Below are 19,994 nucleotides of genomic sequence, written 5' to 3' on the forward strand. Positions count from 1 at the left end.
CAGTTCTACACCGAGGACCTCACCTTCATGCTCTTCCCGGGCCTGTCCATGGTGATCTTCGTGCTCGCTTACTTCTTGGCGTAGAGCTTGGAGAGCGCGACGCAGGTGTTGCCGGCGTCCCAGATCACGTTGCCGACCTTGGAGCCGTACATGTAGTTCCGGATCTTGTGGTAGTCCGGGACGACCGCGGCCAGCTCCATGATCATCTTGTCGACGTTGCCCCAGGCCTTGTTGGCCTCTTCCACGTCCGCGATCTGGCCCGCGGCCTGGATGGCCTTGTTGACGCCCGGGTCGTCCAGCTGGGCGTAGTTGCTGCGGCCGTCGCCGATGTTCTTGCCGCTCCAGCAGGGGTAGAACTGCGAGTAACCGCCCGGCCAGTCCGGGCTCCAGCCGGCGGCGAACAGGTCGAAGTCGTTGTCGATCTTGCCGATCTGGGTGTAGAACGTCGACTTGTCGACCTGCTTGTTGACGACCGTGAAGCCGGCCTCTTCCAGCGCGTTCTTGATGGCGACGGCGGTCTTCACCGCGGTGTCCGACTGCTGGTAGGCGATGACCAGCTTCTGGCCGACCTTGCCGGCTTCCTTCAGCAGGGCCTTGGCCTTCTCGGGGTTGCCGCCCGGCTTCTTGTCCACGCCGTACAGGTCGAACTTGGTGTAGCCGGGGGTCACCGGGGCGAAGATCGTGGTGGCGATCTCCTGGCTGGCCGCGCCGCCGCCGATGGTCTGGAGCTGCTGGTGCGGCCAGGCGTAGTTGATGGCCTGGCGGACCTTGAGGTCCTTGATGCGGGTCATGTTGATCGGCCAGTAGTAGGTGACCGTGTCGACCGCGGTGAGCACGCGCTTCTTGTACTCGGCGTTGGTGAGGACCTGGGCGAGGCGCTCGGGGGCGATCTCGTTGAAGATCGGCACCGCGTACTGGTCGTTGCCCTGGTCCGCGATCCAGCGGTCGGTCGACGCGACCAGCTCGTAGCCGAACTGGAAGAGGTACTTGTCCGGGTAGGCGTTGCGGATCGAGTCCGTCTTCGGGTCCCAGTGCTCGTTGCGCACGAAGGTCATCGACTTGCCGATGCTACGGCTGTCGACCTTGTACGGGCCGCAGGAGACCGGCTTCTTGTCGTACTTCTCCTTGGTGTCCTTCGCCTTCGGCACCAGGGAGTAACCACGCATCGCGAGCGTGTAGTTGAAGTCGACGCGGGCTTCCTTGAGGCGGAAGGTGATGGTCTTGCCGTCGATCTCGATGGAGTCGAGGCTCTTGCCCTCGTAGGGGCCCTTGTACTTGTCGCCGCCCTCCAGGAAGTCCTGGACGTAACGCGGGCCCTCGACGACGAAGGCCGCGAAGAGGCGCTCGAAGGTGTGGCGGACGTCGTCCATGGAGAGGTCGGTGCCGTCCTCCCACTTGATGCCGTCCTTGATGGTGTACGACCAGGTCTTGCCGCCGTCCTTCATGGTGCCGGCGTCGGTCGCGGCGTCGCCGACCAGGACGGCGTTGCCCTTGTCGTCCAGCTTGTAGCCGGTCAGACCGCGCATGATCGGGACGGTGATGGCGGCCTCGGTCGAGACGTAGATCTGCGCCGGGTCCATGTGGTCCATGTCGAACTGCTGGAGCGAGTAGATCGTCCCGCCCTTGACCGCGCCCTTGACCTCGGGGGCGGGGCCGGTGGAGTCGGCCTTGGTGCCCACGGGGATTTCGGTGGTCTTGGAGCCCGTGACCTTCGGGGCCTTGTCCTGCGAGCCGCCCTCGCTGCCGCTGCTGCACGCGCTCAGTACCGAGGTGGACGCCGCGGCCACGCCGGTGGCGATCAGGAAGTTTCTACGCGAGAAGGACATCGCATCCTGCCTTGAAGTGGGTTGATGAGAGAGATCCGGCACCCCGGCTGTTGCCGTGGTCCTGAAAAGAGCCGGAGTCAGCGCTTGGACTTCGGGTCGAGTGCGTCACGCACCGAGTCACCGAGGAGGTTGAACGCGAGCACGAAGATCACCATGGACAGGCCCGGGAAGAGCATGAAGGTGAGGTCCTCGGTGTAGAACTGTGCGCCTCGCTGGATCATGACGCCCCAGTCCGGGGTCGGGTCGATCATGCCGACGCCGAGGAAGGCGAGACCCGCCTCCGCGGTCACGAATGCCGGGAGCATCAGCGTGGACTGGATGATGATCGGCGTCCACAGGTTGGGCAGCAGCTCCTTGAAGACGATACGCCGCGGTGATGCGCCCGTGACCTTGGCAGCCTCGACGAACTCCCGCTCGCGCAGGCCGAGTACCTGGCCGCGCAGCAGACGGGCGATGGACGCCCAGCCGAAGGCGGACAGGACGATGATCAGGCCCGCGGCACGCAGCGACGTCGGGATGTTCTCGTCCGGGGCGACGAAGAGCCCGTACACGACAGGCATGAAGGCGATGAAGAAGAGGGTGGACGGGAACGACAGGAGGATGTCGATGATCCGGCCCACGAGGTAGTCCGTCCTGCCGCCGAGATAGCCCGCGGTGACACCGATGACCACGCCGACGACGACGGTGAGCACGGTGGCGGCGAGGGCGATGCCCAGCGAGGTGCGGATGGCGTAGAGCAGGAAGGTGAAGACGTCGCGGCCGAGCTGCGGCTCGACTCCGAACCAGAAGTCGGAGCTGATGCCGCCGTTCGGACCCGCCGGGTACGCGAAGGCGTTGAGCAGCTCGGGCTGCTTGCTCGCATAGGTGGTGTACGGATCCTTCCCGTACAGCTTGGCTATGAGCGGAGCARCGAGCGCGATGGCGAAGAAGAAGATCACGACGTACGCCGATATGACGCCCGTGCGGTCGCGCTTGAAGCGCTTCCACGCCAGCCGTCCCGGCGAGCGGCTCTCGCTGCCCTTAGGGGTGGAGGGCGAAGGCGACTTGTCGATGCTCTCGTCAGTCGCCTCAAGCGGGGCAGCCGCGGATGGAGTTGGGGGGGTCATGGTGCTCCTGGCCCAAGGGAGGGTCTGATGACTCCGCAGGGCAACCTCCCCTACGGGCTACGCCGGACTTTTTCAACGCAATTCATTCAAGGTCAATAAATTCTCGCCCGAGTTGGTTGTCTCTTTACGTTCTTTACCCTGCCTTGACCGTTCCGTAGCTACGCGGGTAGCGCAACGTGATGGAGTCGTGCCTTGACTCGGACCAATTGGACTATTCGGGCATCGAGTTCGATATGCGGACGCTCCTGTATCGAAATGTGTACATCCCGAGGTCGGTATCCAACGGTTCGGCATCGGATGGCGAAGATCCATTGCGTGACTTCTCGAAGATCGACGGGTCGTGTGGAGGGAGCGGTCGGGACAAGTCCGATACGTCGCTCACGCGGATGCGTGGCATCCGGATGGTGTGTCGCCCCATTGGCTGGAGTCCGTGTGCGCTATGCGGCTTTTGACTCGATATTGGCCCGTAACGGATCAGCACCGGAGGAGGCAGTCCATGCGTGGAGGGACGCACGCCCGATGGGCCGCGTGTGCGATGGCGGTTGCGCTCGCCACGACGGCCTGCGGAGGAGGGGGTGACAGCGGCGACGGCGGCGCGGGCCTGAGTTCCTCGTGGACCGATCCGCAGAACCCGCTGGAGCCGGCGAACACGAACGAGGTGCAGGGCGGCAAGGTGCTGTACATGATCTTCCGCGGGCTGAAGGAGTACGACCCGAAGACCGGCGAGGCCGAGGACATGCTCGCCGAGCGGATCGAGACCCCCGACTCGCAGAACTACACCGTCACCGTCAAGGACGGCTGGACGTTCAGCAACGGCGAGAAGGTCACCGCCCAGTCCTTCGTGGACGCCTGGAACTACGGGGCGAGCCTGAAGAACAACCAGAAGAACGCCTACTTCTTCAGCTACATCGACGGCTACGACCAGGTCCACCCCGCCAAGGGCGAGCAGAGCGCCGACACCATGTCCGGGCTGAAGGTCGTGGACGGGCGGACCTTCACCGTCAGGCTCAGCCAGAAGTTCTCCAGCTTCCCCGAGACCCTCGGCTACAACGCCTTCGTCCCGCTGCCCCGGGTGTTCTTCGACGACCACGCCGCCTGGCTGTCCAAGCCCGTCGGCAACGGGCCGTACGCCGTGGAGTCGTACACAAAGGGCTCCGAGATGCGGCTGGCGAAGTGGGACGCCTACCCGGGCGAGGACGCGGCGCGCAACAGCGGCGTCACCCTCAAGGTCTACACGGACAACAACACGGCCTACACCGACCTGATGGCCGGCAACCTCGACCTCGTCGACGACGTACCGGCCCAGCAGCTGAAGAACGTCCGCAGCGACCTCGGCGACCGCTACCTCAACACCCCGGCCGGCATCATCCAGACCCTGTCCTTCCCCCACTACGACAAGGACTGGAGCAAGCCCGGCTCGGTCAAGGTCCGCCAAGGGCTGTCCCGGGCGATCGACCGCGAGCAGATCACCCGGACCATCTTCCAGGGAACCCGCACCCCGGCCACCGACTGGACCTCACCCGTCCTCGGCGCGGAGGGCGGCTACAAGGCGGGGCTGTGCGGCCAGTGGTGCCGGTACGACGCCGCCGCGGCCCGGAAGCTGATCGAGGAGGGCGGCGGGCTGCCCGGCGGCCAGGTGAAGATCACCTACAACGCGGACACCGGCTCCCACAAGCTGTGGGTGGACGCCGTCTGCAACTCCATCAACAACGCCCTGGACAACGACCGGGCCTGCGTCGGCAACCCGATCGGCACCTTCGCCGACTTCCGCAGCAAGTCCACGACCCAGAAGCTGTCCGGTCCCTTCCGGGCGGGCTGGCAGATGGACTACCCGCTGACCCAGAACTTCCTCCAGCCCCTCTATTACACGGACGCCTCCTCCAACGACGGCAAGTGGTCGAGCGAGGAGTTCGACAAGCTGGTCGACCGGGCGAACGCCGAGACCGACCCCGCGAAGGCCGTCGAGACCTTCCAGAAGGCCGAGGAGGTCGTCCGGGACAACATGGCGTCGATCCCGCTCTGGTACCAGAACGGCAGCGCCGGCTGGTCGCAGCGGCTGTCGAACGTGGCCCTCAACCCCTTCAGCGTCCCCGTCTACAACGAGATCAAGGTCGGCTGAGTCCGGCATGGGGAGCTACGTCGTCCGGCGCCTGCTGCAGATGATCCCGGTGTTCATCGGGGCCACCCTGCTGATCTTCCTCATGGTGAACGTGATGGGCGACCCCATCGCGGGCCTGTGCGGCGACCGGCAGTGCGACCCGGCGACGGCCACCCAGCTGCGCAAGGAGTTCGGCCTCGACAAGCCCGTGTGGCAGCAGTACCTGACCTACATGGGGAACGTCTTCACCGGGGACTTCGGTACGGCGTTCAACGGCCAGGAAGTCACCGAGCTGATGTCCACGGCCTTCCCCGTCACCATCCGCCTGACGATCGTGGCGATCTTCTTCCAGGTCCTCATCGGGATCACGCTCGGCGTCGTCACCGGCCTGCGGCGCGGCCGCCCCGTCGACACCGGCGTCCTCCTGATCACCCTCGTCGTCATCTCCGTCCCCACCTTCGTCACCGGTCTGCTGCTCCAGTTGCTGCTGGGTGTGGAGTGGGGCTGGATCCGGCCGTCGGTCTCCCCGGCCGCCCCCTTCGGCGAGCTGATCGTTCCGGGCCTCGTCCTCGCCTCGGTCTCCCTGGCGTACGTCACCCGTCTGACCCGCACTTCCCTCGCGGAGAACCGGAGCTCCGACTACGTCCGCACGGCCATCGCCAAGGGCCTGCCCAGACGCCGCGTCGTCACCCGGCACCTGCTGCGCAACTCCCTCATCCCCGTCGTCACCTTCATCGGCGCCGACGTCGGCTTCCTGATGGGCGGGGCGATCGTCACCGAGCGGATCTTCAACATCCACGGCGTCGGCTACCAGCTCTACCAGGGCATCCTGCGCCAGAACACCCAGACCGTCGTCGGCTTCGTGACGGTCCTCGTCCTCGTGTTCCTCCTCTGCAACCTGGTCGTCGACCTCCTGTACGCCGTACTCGACCCGAGGATCCGCTATGCCTGAGCCGCCGTTCGAGTCCGAGGGCGCCGTCGCGGGAACGGGAACGGGGGCCGGGACGGCGATGGGCGGGGCGATGGGGTTCGCCACGGCAGAGGCACAGACGCTGGACAAGGGGCCGCCGGCCGCCGACGGGGCCGGGCCGGGCGGCGGTGCGCAGACGGCGGGCCGGCCCCGCTCCCTGTGGTCCGACGCCTGGCGCGACCTGCGCCGCAACCCGGTCTTCATCGTCTCGGCCCTGATCATCGTCTTCCTGGTGGTCATCTCCGTATGGCCGTCGGTGATCGCCTCCGGCAACCCCCTCAAGTGCGACCTCGCCAAGGCCCAGCAGGGCTCCGGGCCGGGCCATCCCTTCGGCTACGACGGCCAGGGCTGCGACGTCTACACACGCACGGTCTACGGCGCCCGTACGTCCGTCTCGGTCGGCTTCTGCGCCACGCTCGGGGTCGCGCTCCTCGGCTCGGTGCTGGGCGCGCTCGCCGGCTTCTTCGGCGGCCTGTGGGACTCGTTCCTCTCCCGGATCGCGGACGTCTTCTTCGCCATCCCGGTCGTCCTCGGCGGTCTGGTCCTGCTGTCGGTCGTCACCAGCAACAGCGTCTGGCCCGTCATCGGCTTCATCGTGCTGCTCGGCTGGCCGCAGATCTCCCGCATCGCACGCGGCGCCGTCATCACCGCCAAACAGAACGACTACGTCCAGGCCGCCCGCGCCCTGGGTGCCTCCAACACCCGCATCCTGCTGCGCCACATCGCCCCGAACGCGGTGGCCCCGGTGATCGTGGTCGCGACCATCGCGCTGGGCACGTACATCGCCCTGGAGGCGACCCTGTCCTATCTGGGCGTGGGCCTGAAGCCCCCGAGCGTCTCCTGGGGCATCGACATCTCGGCGGCCTCCCCCTACATCCGCAACGCCCCCCACGCCCTGCTGTGGCCGTCCGGAGCGCTCGCGGTCACCGTCCTCGCGTTCATCATGCTCGGCGACGCCGTGCGCGACGCCCTCGACCCGAAGCTGAGGTGAGCCGCCGCATGCTGCTCGAAGTGCGGGACCTGCACGTGGAGTTCCGGACCCGGGACGGGGTCGCCCGGGCCGTCAACGGGGTCAGCTACGGCGTGGACGCGGGGGAGACGCTCGCGGTGCTCGGGGAGTCCGGGTCCGGCAAGTCGGTGACCGCGCAGGCCGTGATGGGGATTCTCGACATGCCGCCCGGCAGGATCACCGGGGGCGAGATCCTCTTCCAGGGCCGGGACCTGCTCCAGCTGAAGGAGGAGCAGCGCCGCAAGGTCCGCGGCGCCGAGATGGCGATGATCTTCCAGGACGCGCTGTCGTCCCTCAACCCCGTGCTCTGCGTGGGGGAGCAGCTCGGCGAGATGTTCGTCGTGCACCGGGGCATGTCGCGCAAGGACGCGCGGGCGAAGGCCGTCGAGCTGATGGACCGCGTCCGCATCCCGGCCGCCGAGGAGCGCGTCAGGCAGTACCCCCACCAGTTCTCCGGCGGCATGCGCCAGCGCATCATGATCGCGATGGCCCTCGCGCTGGAGCCGGCCCTCATCATCGCCGACGAGCCGACGACCGCCCTCGACGTCACGGTCCAGGCCCAGGTCATGGATCTGCTGGCGGAGCTGCGGCGCGAGTACGACATGGGCCTGATCCTCATCACCCACGACCTCGGCGTCGTCGCGGACGTGGCGGACCGGATCGCGGTGATGTACGCGGGCCGGATCGTGGAGTCGGCGCCGGTCCACGACCTCTACAAGGCGCCCGCCCACCCCTACACCCGCGGCCTGCTGGACTCCATCCCGCGCCTGGACCTCAAGGGCCGGGAGCTCTACGCCATCAAGGGCCTGCCGCCCAACCTCATGGACATCCCGCAGGGCTGCGCCTTCCATCCCCGCTGCCCCATGGCCCAGGACGTGTGCCGCACCGACGTGCCTCCCCCCTACGAGGTCTCCGAAGTCCGGCGCAGCGCCTGCCACTTCTGGAGGGAGTGCCTCAATGGCTGAGGCGATCGTGGAGGTCAGCGGGCTCGTCAAGCACTACCCGCTGACTCAGGGCGTCCTCTTCCGCAAGCAGGTCGGCTCGGTCAAGGCGGTCGACGGTGTCGACCTCACGCTCCACCGCGGCGAAACCCTGGGCATCGTCGGCGAGTCCGGCTGCGGCAAGTCGACGCTCGCCAGGATGCTGGTCAACCTGGAACGCCCGACGGCCGGCTCGATCAAGTACAAGGGCGAGGACATCACCCGGCTGTCCGGCCGCGCCCTGAAGGCCGTACGCCGCAACATCCAGATGGTCTTCCAGGACCCGTACACCTCCCTCAACCCCCGTATGACGGTGGGCGACATCATCGGCGAGCCGTACGAGATCCACCCCGAGGCGGCACCCAAGTCAGAGCGGCGCAGGAAGGTCCAGGAGCTGCTGGACGTGGTCGGCCTCAACCCCGAGTACATCAACCGCTATCCGCACCAGTTCTCCGGCGGCCAGCGCCAGCGCATCGGCATCGCACGGGGCCTGGCCCTGCGCCCGGAGGTCATCGTCGCCGACGAGCCGGTCTCCGCGTTGGACGTCTCGGTGCAGGCCCAGGTCATCAACCTGATGGCCGGCCTCCAGCGGGAGTTCGACCTCTCCTACGTCTTCATCGCCCACGACCTGTCGATCGTCCGGCACATCTCGGACCGGGTCGGGGTGATGTACCTCGGCCGGATCGTGGAGAGCGGCAGGGACACCGAGATCTACGACCACCCCACGCACCCCTACACCCAGGCGCTGCTCTCCGCGGTCCCCGTCCCCGACCCGCGGGCCCGTGAGCGCCGCGAGCGCATCATCCTCTCTGGCGACGTGCCCTCCCCGACGAACGTCCCCTCCGGCTGCCGCTTCCGCACCCGCTGCTGGAAGGCGCGGGAACGCTGCGCCGAGGAGGTGCCGGTGCTCGCGGTGCCGTCGCGGCTGCAGGAGCTGAGCGGACCCGCGCTGCACGAGTCGGCGTGCCACTTCGCGGAGGCCGCACCGGTCGGCCATAGCCGCACAAACACCCCCGAACTGCGTTAACACACAGGCAACTTGACCGACCCGATACCGATATACGGACGCGTCAGGCTGAACAACGTACGGCCGTGCGGGTGCCGTAAACGGACCGGGGTGCGCCATGTCACCCCGGTCCGTTGCCGTGTCGGCACCTTGAGAAGCGCCGAGGGCGACGCAAGGGGGAGGTCACATGAGTACGGGTACTCAGGACCCGGGCCCGCTCCTGCGACAGGCTTGGCCCATGGAACGCCGACCACGCCGGCACGACGGCCTGATCGCCGTCCTCGTAGGAGTCCTCGACGTCCTGCTCATGATCATCCTCGGCCTCGGCATGGTCGTCTCCGGCATCGGCTCCGGCTTCGACGGATACGCCGACCGGCGGGCGGCCGAGGGGCAGCACGGCATCCTGGTCTTCACGGCAGCGCTGACGTGCGGCGGCTTCGCCCTGGCTGCGGCGCTGCGCCACTGGAAGACCGGCGTTGTCCACCTCCTTCTCACCGGCCTTCCCCTCCTGGTCTTCCTCGGGTGGCAGCAGAGCAACTGACCGGGCCCCGGGGTCAGTTCAGCGCCAGCGACCGCTTCAGGAAGTCGAGCTGGAGCAGCAGCAGGTTCTCCGCGACCTCCTCCTGCGGGGTCATGTGGGTCACCCCGGACAGCGGCAGCACCTCGTGCGGGCGGCCGGCGGCCAGCAGTGCCGAGGACAGGCGAAGGGAGTGCGCGACGACCACGTTGTCGTCCGCCAGCCCGTGCACGATCATCATCGGGCGGTGCGGCTCGGCCGCCTCCACCAGGCCCGCGTCGTCGATGAGCGAGTTGCGCCGGTAGACCTCCGGCTGTTCGTCGGGGTGCCCGACGTAACGCTCCTGGTAGTGGGTGTCGTACAGGCGCAGGTCGGTGACCGGGGCGCCGACCACGGCGGCGTGGAAGACGTCCGGGCGGCGCAGCACCGCGAGCCCCGCAAGGTAGCCGCCGAAGGACCAGCCGCGGATGGCCACGCGGGTCAGATCGAGCGGGAACCGCTCGGCGAGCGCCTGCAACGCGTCGATCTGGTCCTGCACCACGACCGCCGCGATGTCGTCCTTGACCGCCTTCTCCCAGGCCGGCGAGCGGCCCGGCGTACCGCGGCCGTCCGCGACGATCACCGCGAAACCCTGGTCGGCGAACCACTGCGAGGTGAGATGCGCGTTGTGGGCGGCCACCACCCGCTGGCCGTGCGGTCCCCCGTAGGGATCCAGCAAAACCGGCAGCGGAGTGCCACCGGCGTAGTCCCGAGGCATAAGCACGGCGCACGGGATGCGGCGTGCGCCCCCTGTGGTCAGTGTCATGCGCGGGGACAGGCCTGGATCTTCGGCGTAGGAGCGGACCAAGCCAATCGGCTTCCCGTCACGAAGAACCTGGACCCGCGCCCCGGGCCGGTCGGCGGTGTGGGACACCAGCACCGTCACGCCCCCGGCGCGCACCGCCGCGTGCACGCCGGGTTCCTGTGACACTCGCTCCACGCCGAGCTCGTTCACCCGATACACATGCACTTCGCCGATCTCGGGCTCGGCCGCCGCCTCGCCCGCCGACGCCGAGATCAACACGTCGTCGGAGGTGACGTCCAGCACCGCGCGGACGTGCAACTGGGGTCCTGTCAGCGGGCGTTCGCCCACCGTGAGCACCCGCGCCCCGCCCTCGTCGGCGATGCGCACAAGATGCCCGGCAGGACTCCAGCAGGGCACCCCAGGGAAAAGTTCCAGCCATTGTGGATCTTCGTCGGCGTGCACCATCCGGGTCGCCCCCGTCGCCGGGTCCACGGCCAGGAACAGCTGGCTGAGCTGGTCGCGCGCCTGTACGAGCAGCAGCGGCGCACCCGCCGCTGACCAGTGCACTCGCGCCAGATAGGGGTACCGCGCCCGGTCCCAGGAGACCTCGGTGCGCACCCCGTCCAGCCCGATCACGAACAGCCGCACGTCCGCGTTCGGCGTCCCCGCCGCCGGGTACGCCACCCGCTGCGGCTCCCGCTCCGGACGCGCCGGATCGGAGATCCACCACCGGCGCACCGGCGTGTCGTCCGCGCGCGCCACCAGGAGCCGGTCCGACTCCGGGCTCCACCAAAAGCCCCGGTAGCGCGCCATCTCCTCGGCCGCGACGAACTCGGCCAACCCGTAGGTGACGCCGTCCGACTCCGGCTCGGCGAGCGCACGGTCGCCCTCGCCCTCGGCCCCCACCACGCGCAGGGCGCCCTGCGCGACGTAGGCGATGTGCCGTCCGTCGGGGGAGGGGCGCGGGTCGATCACCGGCCCCGGGACGGTGAGTTCGCGTGCCGTCCCGGCCTGTAGCTCGGCCGTGAAAAGCCGCCCTGACAAGGCAAAAGACGCCAACTCTACGGCGGTGTCGGTGGCGTGGGCGACGATGCCGGCGCCGCCCTCACGGCTGCGCTCGCGCCGCGCCCGCTCCTCGGCCGAGAGGTCCTCCGAGGCGCCGCCCAGCAGGGCGCGCGGGTCGGCGGCCACGCGCTCCTCGCCGCTCTGTGTGTCGAGCACCCACAGCGAACTCGCCGGGTCCGTACCGGAGGTGGAGCGCAGGAACACGGCACGGGAACCGTCGGGCGCCACCGCGAACGCGCGCGGCGCGCCGAGCGTGAACCTCTGGGTGCGGGCGTGCCGTCGGGGGAAGGACACAGGGTCGGTCGTCATGCCCCGACCATATTGGCCAGTGCGCCCCCTTGTGCGGCTGTGCGCCGATCGATGCGCACGTACGGATAGTTATGATCACAACCGCATAGTGGGTATGAACCTGCTGGCTGCTGGATGGATTTATCTGCCCCCATAGTCCGACCCCCGCGCTTGGGATTCTTGGAGGTGAGCCGCCGTGGCACTCTCGATTTCGGCGGTGGTGCTGCTGGCGATCATCGTCTTCCTTCTGATCAAGAAATCAGGGTTGAAGGCCGGACATGCGGTGGTCTGCATGCTGCTGGGCTTCTACCTGGCGTCCTCGACCGTCGCTCCCACCATCAGCGAGCTGACGACGAACATCGCGGGCATGATCGGAAGCATCAAGTTCTGAGCGACGCCGCGCGGCGTTGTCGGCGGCGCCTCGTAGGGTGGGGTCCATGAAGGATCAGCCCGACCGGCGTCTCCTCCTGGTGCACGCGCACCCGGACGACGAGTCGATCAACAACGGCGCGACCATGGCCAGGTACGCGGCCGAGGGTGCCCGGGTGACCCTGGTGACCTGCACCCTCGGCGAGCACGGCGAGGTCATCCCCGCGGAGCTTCGGCACCTGACCGGCGCCGAGCTGGGCGAACACCGCCTGGCCGAGCTCACCGCCGCGATGCGCGAGCTCGGCGTCGAGGACTTCCGTCTCCTCGGCGGAAAGGGCCGCTACGAGGACTCGGGGATGATGGGCCTCGCCGACAACGACGACCCCGCGAGCCTGTGGCAGGCGGACGTCGACGAGGCGGCCCGCGAGCTCGTCGAGGTGATCCTGGAGGTACGCCCCCAGGTCCTGGTCACCTACGACCCCGACGGTGGCTACGGCCACCCGGACCACATCCAGGCCCACCGCGTCGCCACGCGCGCGGCCGAGCTGGCCGTGGACGCCGGGTGGGAGATCCCCAGGATCTACTGGAACCGCGTCCCGCGCACCGTCGCCGACGAGGCCTTCGCCCGGCTTCAGGCGGATCTGCCCGCACTGCCCTTCAGCAAGACCGCCACCGTCGACGACGTACCGGGCGTCGTCGACGACGAGCGCATCACCACCGTGATCGACGGCACCGCGCACGCCGCCGCCAAGGCCGCCGCGATGCGGGCGCACGCCACCCAGATCGACGTGGCCGAGCCGTACTTCGCGCTGTCCAACGAGCTGGCGCAGCCCCTCTTCACCACCGAGTACTACGAGTTGGTGCGCGGTGAGCCGGGGGCGGGGACGGAGTCCGACCTGTTCGCCGGTCTCACGCCCGGGGAGGCGTCTCTCACGTCCGGGGAGGCGTCATGAGCTCGATGCTCGCCCAGCCGCTGAAGCTGAAGCGGCCCTCCGCCCTGCGGGCCCTCGCCTACCTCGGGCTCTTCGTGCTCGGCGCGGTGGTCGGCGTGGCCGGTGCGCTCGTACAGCCCGCGTGGTTCCCGGGCGGGCTGCTGCTCGCGCTCGCGGGCGAGGCCGGGCTCCTGCTGGGCGCCGGCCGGGCGACGGGAAGCCGCGCCGGGGCCGTCGCGCCCGCAGGCGGCTGGATGATCACCGTCATCCTGCTCACCGCCAGCCGTCCGGAGGGCGACTTCGTCTTCGGCACGGGAGCCGCCTCCTATCTCTTCCTGCTCGGCGGCATGGCTGTGGCTGTGATCTGCGCCACCCTCGCGCCGTTGCGGCAACCGGGTGGCGACGGCGTCCGACTTGCCAAGTGACGTACCACTTCTCCACGAAGTACTCGTGCGAGTCCCGTGTGGGTTTCCCAGGCGGTCGTGGGATGCGGGCCAGACGTGGCCAGTATGGTGGTGCGCGCCGCCGAGCCGCCCACAGCAATGAGGTCGAAACGGGCGGTGGAGCCAACCGGGAGAACCTGCCTTGAGTCGTGAAACTGACACTCCGTCCTCCGGGCCCAACGGGCGCGGCGGAGCCGCATACCCCTCGGGCACGCCGCCGTACGGGACCCCCATGGCTTCCGACAGCGCTGCGAACGAGGGCCGTTCGGCCTCGCAGCCGGAGGAACGCAAGACCGAGACCACGCTGACGACCCGGATCCGGATCAACATCCCCGGATCGCGGCCCATTCCGCCGGTCGTCGTCCGCAAGCCCGTCTCCGAAGCCGACCACCCCGGCGACATCGCCGACACCGAGCCACCGGCGCCCGCCGGCGCCACGCCGCCGGCCGCGGGCCCTGTCGAGCCCCCGGCCGAACCCGCCGCGCAGGCGGGGGAGAAGACGAGCGACTGGTTCGCACCGCGCAAGTCCTCGGGGGGCAAGGGCGGTCAGGGCGGCCCGGCCACCAACGGTGCCGGTCTGCCCGGCGGTTCGGGGCCCGGCGCGGGCGGTGCCGGCGGCCCGGCCGCTGGTGCCACGGCGCCCGGCGCGGGTGCCGGGCGGCCCGGGGGTGTCGTCGGCTCGATGAGCGCGCCCGGCGGCCCCCGTCCTGGTGGTCCGAACGGCGCACGGCCCGACGGCGGCTCCCGTCCGGGCGGCGCGAACGGCGCGGGGCTCTCCGGAGCGACCGGCGGACCGGTGGCTCCCGGGCACGGCGGCGGCACCGGCTCCTTCGACGTGACCGAGGCACTGGCGGCGGGCCCGCTGGGCAACGGCAATGGCGCCCGCCCCGGCGGCGAGGCGCGCCGCGACGACCTGCCGTACTTCGCGGAGAACGGCACCGGCGGCCCGAACGGGCAGAACGGCTTCGGCGGCCAGGGCGCGCAGGCCGGCCCGAACGGTCCGGGCGGCTACGGCGCCCAGGGCGGCCCCGGCGGCTTCGACCCCGCCGCCGACTTCAACGCCCCGAGCGACTTCGGTGGCTCCAGCGACTTCAACGGCCCGAACGGCCGTGGCGGCCGGGGCGGCCCGCAGGGCCCCGCCGGCCCGACGACCGGTCCGGTCACCGGCGACGGCCCGGCGATGCCGCCGGCCCTCGGCGCGGGGCCCGGCGGCCCCGGCATTCCCGGCATCAACGTCGGCCCGACCCGGCCCGGCGGCGGTCCGAACGGCCCGGGCGTCCCCGGCGGCGGTCCGAACGGCCCGGGTCAGAACGGCCCCGGCCCTGGCGGCCCCGGTACGCCGTTCCCGACCCCGGGCCCCGGCGGTCCCGGCGGCGGGCTGAGCGACGACACCGCGATCCTCACCCCGCAGAAGCCGGCCCCCGAGCCCGGCAACCCGAACTACGGCGGCGTCGCCGACAACGTCTCCGGCCACACCGTCACCAGCGGCATCCCGGTCGTGCCCGCAGGCGCCCAGAGCGGCCCCTTCGGGCCGGGCGGTGCCGAGCCGTCGGGGCCGCACACGCCCCCGAAGCTCCCCGAGCCGTCCTCGTCGAGCTCCTCGTCCTCCCGCGCGCCCAAGAAGAAGGGCCGCAACAAGCTGGCGCTGGTCGGCGGCGGCGTGTTCGTCCTCGCGGGCGGCCTCTACGGCGCGGGCCTGCTGATGAACCACACGGACGTGCCCAAGGGCACCACCGTGCTCGGCGTCGACATCGGCGGCGGCACCCGTGACGACGCGGTGAAAAAGCTCAACGACGCCTTCGACGAGCGGGTCAACAAGCCGCTGAAGCTGTCGGTGGGCGGCAAGACCGTGTCGCTGGAGCCGGACAAGGCCGGGCTCCAGTTCGACATGCAGTCGACGGTCAGCACGGCCGCGAGCAGCGACTACAACCCGATCTCCGTCATCGGCTCCCTCTTCGGCAGCCAGCGGGTCGTCGACCCGGCCATGCCCACCGACGAGGAGAAGCTGCACGCCGCCCTGCAGGACGCCTCCGGCGGTTCCGGCTCGGTGACCGAGGGCACGGTCACCTTCAAGTCCGGCAAGGCGGTCGCCGTGTACGGCAAGGCCGGCCAGGGCATCGACGTCGCCAAGTCGACCACGGCGGTCGAGGAGGCCTACCGCACCCAGGTGGAGACGGGCGAGTCCGCCGCGGTGCAGGTCGCCACGACCGCCCAGCAGCCGAAGATCACGAACGCCGAGGTCGACCGGTTCATGAAGGAGTTCGCCGAACCGGCGATGGCCAACAAGGTCACGATCCAGACGGATGCCGCGCACAGCATCCCGTTCGGCTCCCTGTCGCTGCCGAAGATCCTCGGAGTCAAGGCCGTCGACGGCAAGCTCGTGGACACCTACGACCTCAACGCCCTCAAGGCGGCCTACGGCGCCACCTTCGACGGCGTGCAGATCAACGGCGCGAGCGGCAAGCGCGATGTCCTTCCGCAGGACGTCGCCTCAGCCCTGCGCAAGGCGCTGCGCGCCAAGACGGCGGCGGAGCGCACCGTCACCATCGACACCAACCCGAGCTAGCGCAGCCGCTCGGACCAGGGGGCACCCGGCACTCGCCGGGTGCCCCCTGTCGTCGTATGACATCTGTCATCCGGCAGTCAGGACCGCCGACACTGCCGGGCCCCGGCCCCGCGCGGCCACCCTGGAACGCATGACAACGACAGGGCTGAAAACGGCGGCGCCGGACACGGCGACTCCGGTGGTCGGATTCGACCAGGTGAGCAAGAGCTACGGGAGCGTGCGGGCGGTCGACGGGCTGACCCTGGCGCTGCATCCGGGGGAGACCGTGGCCCTGCTGGGCCCGAACGGGGCCGGCAAGTCGACCACCCTCGACCTGCTGCTCGGCCTCAAGCAGCCCGACAGCGGCACGGTCGGCCTCTTCGGCGCGGGCCCGCGTGAGGCCATCGTCGCCGGACGCGTGGGCGCCATGCTGCAGAGCGGTGGGCTGATGGACGAGGTCACCGTCGCCGAACTGGTGCGGCTGGCCTGCGATCTGCATCCGCGGCCGTACCCCGTCTCCGAGGTCCTCGCCCGCGCGGGCGTCACGCAGATCGCCGACCGCAAGGTCGACAAGCTCTCCGGCGGCCAGGCCCAGCGGGTCCGCTTCGCCCTCGCGACGGCCGGCGACAGCGACCTGATCGTCCTCGACGAGCCGACCACCGGCATGGACGTCACCACCCGCCAGGCCTTCTGGGCCACCATGCGCGAGCAGGCCGACCAGGGGCGGACCGTCCTGTTCGCCACGCACTACCTGGAGGAGGCCGACGCCATCGCCGACCGCGTGCTCGTCCTGCACCGGGGCCGGCTGCTGGCCGACGGCACCGCGGCCGAGATCAAGGCGAAGGCCGGCGCGCGCAGGATCTCCTTCGACCTGGCCGACGACCCGACCGACCCGATCGACGAGGCGGCGCTGCGGGAGCTGCCCTTCCTGACGTATCTGGACGTGTCCGGGCACACCGTGCGCATCCAGTCCGCCGACGCCGACGCCACCGTCCACGCCCTCTACGGCCTCGGCCTGTACCCCCGCAATCTCGAAGTCGCCGGGCTCGGTCTGGAGCAGGCGTTCGTCGCCATCACCGCCGCCGAGGAGGCACGCCGGTCATGAACGGTCTCATCAGGCTCGAACTCGCCCGCGCCTTGCGTAACCGCAAGTTCCTGTTCTTCTCGGTGGCCTACCCGTCGATCCTGTTCCTGCTGATCGCGGGCAGCGCCGACAGCACGGCCAAGGTCGACGGCACGGGCCTGACCCTGCCGACGTACATGATGGTCTCGATGGCCTCCTTCGGCGCCCTGACGGCCGTCCTGATGGGCAACAGCGAGCGCATCGCCAAGGAGCGGGAGGGCGGCTGGGTACGACAGCTCAGGCTGACCGCGCTCCCGGGCCGCGGGTATGTGCTGGCGAAGACCGCGAGTGCCGCCGTGGTCAGCCTGCCGTCGATCGTGATCGTCTTCATCGTCGCCGCGGCCGTGAAGGACGTACGCCTGGACGCCTGGCAGTGGCTGGCGCTCACCGGCGCGATCTGGGCCGGGAGCCTCGTCTTCGCCGCGCTCGGGGTGGCGATCGGGTACCTGGCGAGCGGGGACGCGGTCCGCCCGATCACGATGATCATCTACTTCGGGCTGTCCATCCTCGGCGGCCTGTGGATGCCCACCACGTCCTTCCCTGGCTGGCTGCAGGACATAGCCAAGTGGGTGCCCACGCACGCGTACGCTGCCCTCGGGCAGGCGATCGAACAGAACCAGGCCCCCCATCTCAAGGACGTCGCCGTCCTCGCCGTCTTCTTCGCCCTGTTCACCGGCGGCGCGGCCTGGCTGTACCGGAAGGACACGTTGAAGGCGTGAGCGGCACAGGCGTCGGCATCGGGCAGCGCCCGGAGAACGGCAAGCAGCGGTTCGTCAAGCTCCTGTGGACCGGCATCTGGCTGGTGTACCTGAGCGCGCCGGCCAACGACCTGCTGCACGGCGGCCACAGCCCGGGCGTCCGGCTGCTGGGCCTGATCGGCCTCGCCGCGTTCGTCACCTGGTACATGCTGCTGGTCTTCCGCACGGGCCGCGGCGAACGCAACCGCGTCGTCCTCGCCTCGCTGGGCGTCCTCGCCGCCCAGTCCACGGTCCTCGCCCTCACCCTGGGCCGGGAGTGGCTGGTGCTGTTCGTGTACGTCTCCATCGCGTCCGGCGCGGCCCTGCCGCTGCGCATGGCCCGCTGGACGATCCCGGCGGCGTCCGCGCTGATGACCGTCATCGCACTCCTGACACCGGGCGGCAAGGCCTTCCTGGCCGGGCTGCTGATCCCGGCGCTGCTCGGCGGCTTCGCCATGACCGGCGTACGGGAACTCGTCCGCACGACGATCGCGCTGCGCGAAGCCCGCGCCACGGTCGCCCAACTCGCCGCGAACGAGGAGCGGTTGCGCCTGGCCAGGGACCTGCACGACCTGCTCGGCCACTCCCTGTCCCTGATCACCATCAAGAGCGAACTCGCGGGCCGAATGCTCCCCGGCCACCCCGACAAGGCGGCCCAACAGGTCGCCGACATCGAGCAGGTCAGCCGCCAGGCCCTGGTCGACGTACGCGAGGCCGTCTCCGGCTACCGCCGCCCGCGCCTGGCCGCGGAACTGGCGGGCGCCAAAGTCGCCCTGACGGCGGCCGAAGTGGCGGCCGAGCTCCCGGCCGAGCCGGACCTCTCCGGCGTCCCCGAGGACAGCGAGACGGCCCTCGCCTGGGCGCTGCGCGAGGCGGTCACCAACGTCGTACGGCACAGCGGCGCCCGGCGCTGCACGGTGGAACTCGTGCGCCGCCAGACCCTCGACGGCCCCGTCCTCGAACTCTCCGTCGAGGACGACGGCTCGGGCGACAAGGGCAACGCGCCCGGCCACGGCCTGACCGGCCTCACGGAACGCCTGACGAAGGCCGGCGGCACCCTGGAGGCGGGCGGGAGTCGGCACGGGTTCCGCCTGATCGCCCGGGTCCCGTCCGCCGCGATCACGGCGCACGTAGGATCCGGCACATGAGCCGCACGATCAAGGTCCTCCTCGCCGAGGACCAGTCGATGGTCCGCGAAGCCCTGGCCGCCCTGCTCGGCCTGGAGGACGACATCGAGGTCGTCGTCCAGGTCGCCCGCGGCGACGAGGTCCTGGCGGCGGCCCGCGAGCACGACGTGGACGTGGCGCTCCTGGACATCGAGATGCCGGGCGCGACCGGCATCGAGGCGGCGGCGCTCGTGCWCGCGGAGCTGCCGGCCGTGAAGCTCGTCGTCCTCACGACCTTCGGCCGCCCCGGCTACCTCCGCAGCGCGATGGAGTCCGGCGCCGACGCCTTCCTGGTCAAGGACGCCCCCGCGGCCCAACTGGCCGAGGCGGTACGCAAGGTACTCGCGGGGGAGCGCGTCATCGACCCCACCCTGGCGGCAGCGGCCCTGGCAGAGGGCGCCAACCCGCTGACGGACCGCGAACGCGAGGTCCTGCGAGCGGCGGAGGACGGCTCGACGAACGCCGAACTCGCGGCAACCCTGCACCTGTCCCAGGGCACGGTCCGCAACTACCTCTCGACGGCGATCCAGAAGCTGGCGGTACGGAACCGGGCGGAGGCGGTGCGGATAGCGAGGGAGAAGGGCTGGCTGTAGATCGCCGGTCCGGCAAGCAGGAGCACGACAGCAGAACCCCTACGGCGAGAAGGCGAACTAGTTCAACATCGCCCGAGCCGCCCGAGCCTGCCCCCGCACCTGTTCCGCCGCCCCCTCATCCACCGCGCAGATCAACTCCGCGTACTCCTCCAACTCCACGGCCCCCTCGACGAAGTCACCCCGCTGCACCAGCAACTGCGCCCGCTCGAACCGCAACCGAGCCGGATGAGACGGCAGCAACAGCGACAACTCCACCGCCCACAACCCCACATCCGTCCGCTCGGGCCGACCACGCCGCCCGGGTTCACGGCGATGCCCACCTGCGGGGGCAGACCGCGGGCGAACTCCACGGCGGGGGCGATGGTGTACGACAGGTGGGCGCCGACGACCTGGCGGAACTGTTCCTCGGAGCTGAACACGGGGACGTAGGCCTGGCC

The 19,994-nt window shown here is 69.9% G+C and carries 17 protein-coding genes and 2 pseudogenes; 14 read left to right on the plus strand and 5 right to left on the minus strand.

Features of this window, described 5'->3' with window-relative positions; all coding sequences use genetic code 11:
* Positions 1–68: 68 nt before the first annotated feature.
* Positions 69–1,826, minus strand: coding sequence for an ABC transporter substrate-binding protein (locus EAO75_RS03575; RefSeq protein ID WP_147993528.1), 1,758 nt, complete (start codon positions 1,824–1,826; stop codon positions 69–71).
* 77 nt (positions 1,827–1,903) lie between these two features.
* Positions 1,904–2,932: an ABC transporter permease gene (locus tag EAO75_RS03580; RefSeq protein WP_147993529.1), complete on the minus strand. Its 1,029-nt coding sequence runs from the start codon at positions 2,930–2,932 to the stop codon at positions 1,904–1,906.
* A 496-nt stretch (positions 2,933–3,428) separates the two neighbouring features.
* Between EAO75_RS03580 and EAO75_RS03585 the strand changes: the two genes are divergently transcribed.
* From EAO75_RS03585 to EAO75_RS03610, 6 genes are all read left to right on the plus strand, one after another.
* Complete coding sequence (locus EAO75_RS03585; RefSeq protein ID WP_147993530.1) at positions 3,429–5,051, plus strand: ABC transporter substrate-binding protein; 1,623 nt, start codon at positions 3,429–3,431, stop codon at positions 5,049–5,051.
* A gap of 7 nt (positions 5,052–5,058) precedes the next feature.
* The gene (locus tag EAO75_RS03590; RefSeq protein WP_147993531.1) at positions 5,059–5,982 is read left to right on the plus strand and encodes an ABC transporter permease; all 924 of its coding nucleotides are present in this window, start codon (positions 5,059–5,061) and stop codon (positions 5,980–5,982) included.
* Positions 5,975–6,991, plus strand: a complete 1,017-nt coding sequence (locus EAO75_RS03595; RefSeq protein WP_147993532.1) for an ABC transporter permease — start codon at positions 5,975–5,977, stop codon at positions 6,989–6,991. The genes EAO75_RS03590 and EAO75_RS03595 overlap by 8 nt, the downstream gene beginning before the upstream one ends.
* Before the next feature lie 8 nt (positions 6,992–6,999).
* On the plus strand, positions 7,000–7,974 hold the full coding sequence (locus EAO75_RS03600; protein WP_147993533.1) for an ABC transporter ATP-binding protein: 975 nt from the start codon (positions 7,000–7,002) through the stop codon (positions 7,972–7,974).
* A complete protein-coding gene (locus EAO75_RS03605; protein WP_147993534.1) occupies positions 7,967–9,016 on the plus strand; it encodes an ABC transporter ATP-binding protein in 1,050 nt (349 codons plus the stop codon). The genes EAO75_RS03600 and EAO75_RS03605 overlap by 8 nt, the downstream gene beginning before the upstream one ends.
* A 217-nt stretch (positions 9,017–9,233) precedes the next feature.
* Positions 9,234–9,536 carry a hypothetical protein gene (locus EAO75_RS03610; protein WP_147993535.1) on the plus strand — a complete coding sequence of 101 codons (303 nt, stop codon included), beginning with the start codon at positions 9,234–9,236 and terminating at the stop codon, positions 9,534–9,536.
* A gap of 13 nt (positions 9,537–9,549) precedes the next feature.
* On the opposite strand, the gene EAO75_RS03615 is transcribed toward EAO75_RS03610, so the two are convergent.
* Positions 9,550–11,670 carry a S9 family peptidase gene (locus tag EAO75_RS03615; protein WP_147993536.1) on the minus strand — a complete coding sequence of 707 codons (2,121 nt, stop codon included), beginning with the start codon at positions 11,668–11,670 and terminating at the stop codon, positions 9,550–9,552.
* Between the two features lie 175 nt (positions 11,671–11,845).
* Here EAO75_RS03615 and EAO75_RS03620 point away from each other — a divergent pair, with 175 nt between their 5' ends.
* From EAO75_RS03620 to EAO75_RS03650, 8 genes are all read left to right on the plus strand, one after another.
* Positions 11,846–12,040: a hypothetical protein gene (locus EAO75_RS03620; RefSeq protein WP_019755516.1), complete on the plus strand. Its 195-nt coding sequence runs from the start codon at positions 11,846–11,848 to the stop codon at positions 12,038–12,040.
* A gap of 46 nt (positions 12,041–12,086) precedes the next feature.
* Positions 12,087–12,971 carry an N-acetyl-1-D-myo-inositol-2-amino-2-deoxy-alpha-D-glucopyranoside deacetylase gene (gene mshB / locus EAO75_RS03625; RefSeq protein ID WP_147993537.1) on the plus strand — a complete coding sequence of 295 codons (885 nt, stop codon included), beginning with the start codon at positions 12,087–12,089 and terminating at the stop codon, positions 12,969–12,971.
* Positions 12,968–13,375, plus strand: a complete 408-nt coding sequence (locus EAO75_RS03630; protein ID WP_147993538.1) for a DUF6113 family protein — start codon at positions 12,968–12,970, stop codon at positions 13,373–13,375. The genes mshB and EAO75_RS03630 overlap by 4 nt, the downstream gene beginning before the upstream one ends.
* A gap of 160 nt (positions 13,376–13,535) precedes the next feature.
* On the plus strand, positions 13,536–15,959 hold the full coding sequence (locus tag EAO75_RS45580; protein WP_187284290.1) for a hypothetical protein: 2,424 nt from the start codon (positions 13,536–13,538) through the stop codon (positions 15,957–15,959).
* A 130-nt stretch (positions 15,960–16,089) separates the two neighbouring features.
* Positions 16,090–17,043 carry an ABC transporter ATP-binding protein gene (locus EAO75_RS03635; RefSeq protein WP_187284291.1) on the plus strand — a complete coding sequence of 318 codons (954 nt, stop codon included), beginning with the start codon at positions 16,090–16,092 and terminating at the stop codon, positions 17,041–17,043.
* Positions 17,040–17,780 (plus strand): ABC transporter permease, encoded by a 741-nt coding sequence (locus EAO75_RS03640; RefSeq protein ID WP_147993539.1) that lies wholly within the window; start codon positions 17,040–17,042, stop codon positions 17,778–17,780. The genes EAO75_RS03635 and EAO75_RS03640 overlap by 4 nt, the downstream gene beginning before the upstream one ends.
* Complete coding sequence (locus EAO75_RS03645) at positions 17,777–18,946, plus strand: sensor histidine kinase (protein WP_147993540.1); 1,170 nt, start codon at positions 17,777–17,779, stop codon at positions 18,944–18,946. The genes EAO75_RS03640 and EAO75_RS03645 overlap by 4 nt, the downstream gene beginning before the upstream one ends.
* Positions 18,943–19,557 carry a response regulator transcription factor gene (locus tag EAO75_RS03650; protein ID WP_147993541.1) on the plus strand — a complete coding sequence of 205 codons (615 nt, stop codon included), beginning with the start codon at positions 18,943–18,945 and terminating at the stop codon, positions 19,555–19,557. Before EAO75_RS03645 ends, EAO75_RS03650 begins: the two co-directional genes overlap by 4 nt.
* Positions 19,558–19,614: 57 nt before the next feature.
* Here EAO75_RS03650 and EAO75_RS47000 read toward each other — a convergent pair.
* Both EAO75_RS47000 and EAO75_RS48480 read right to left on the minus strand, forming a co-directional pair.
* Positions 19,615–19,845, minus strand: a pseudogene (locus EAO75_RS47000) (tetratricopeptide repeat protein); the annotation flags it as partial.
* Between the two features lie 65 nt (positions 19,846–19,910).
* Positions 19,911–19,976, minus strand: a pseudogene (locus EAO75_RS48480) (hypothetical protein); the annotation flags it as partial.
* Positions 19,977–19,994: the final 18 nt, after the last annotated feature.

Origin of the sequence: Streptomyces sp. UW30 (assembly GCF_008042075.1) — a bacterium.
Classification (GTDB): Bacteria; Actinomycetota; Actinomycetes; order Streptomycetales; family Streptomycetaceae; genus Streptomyces.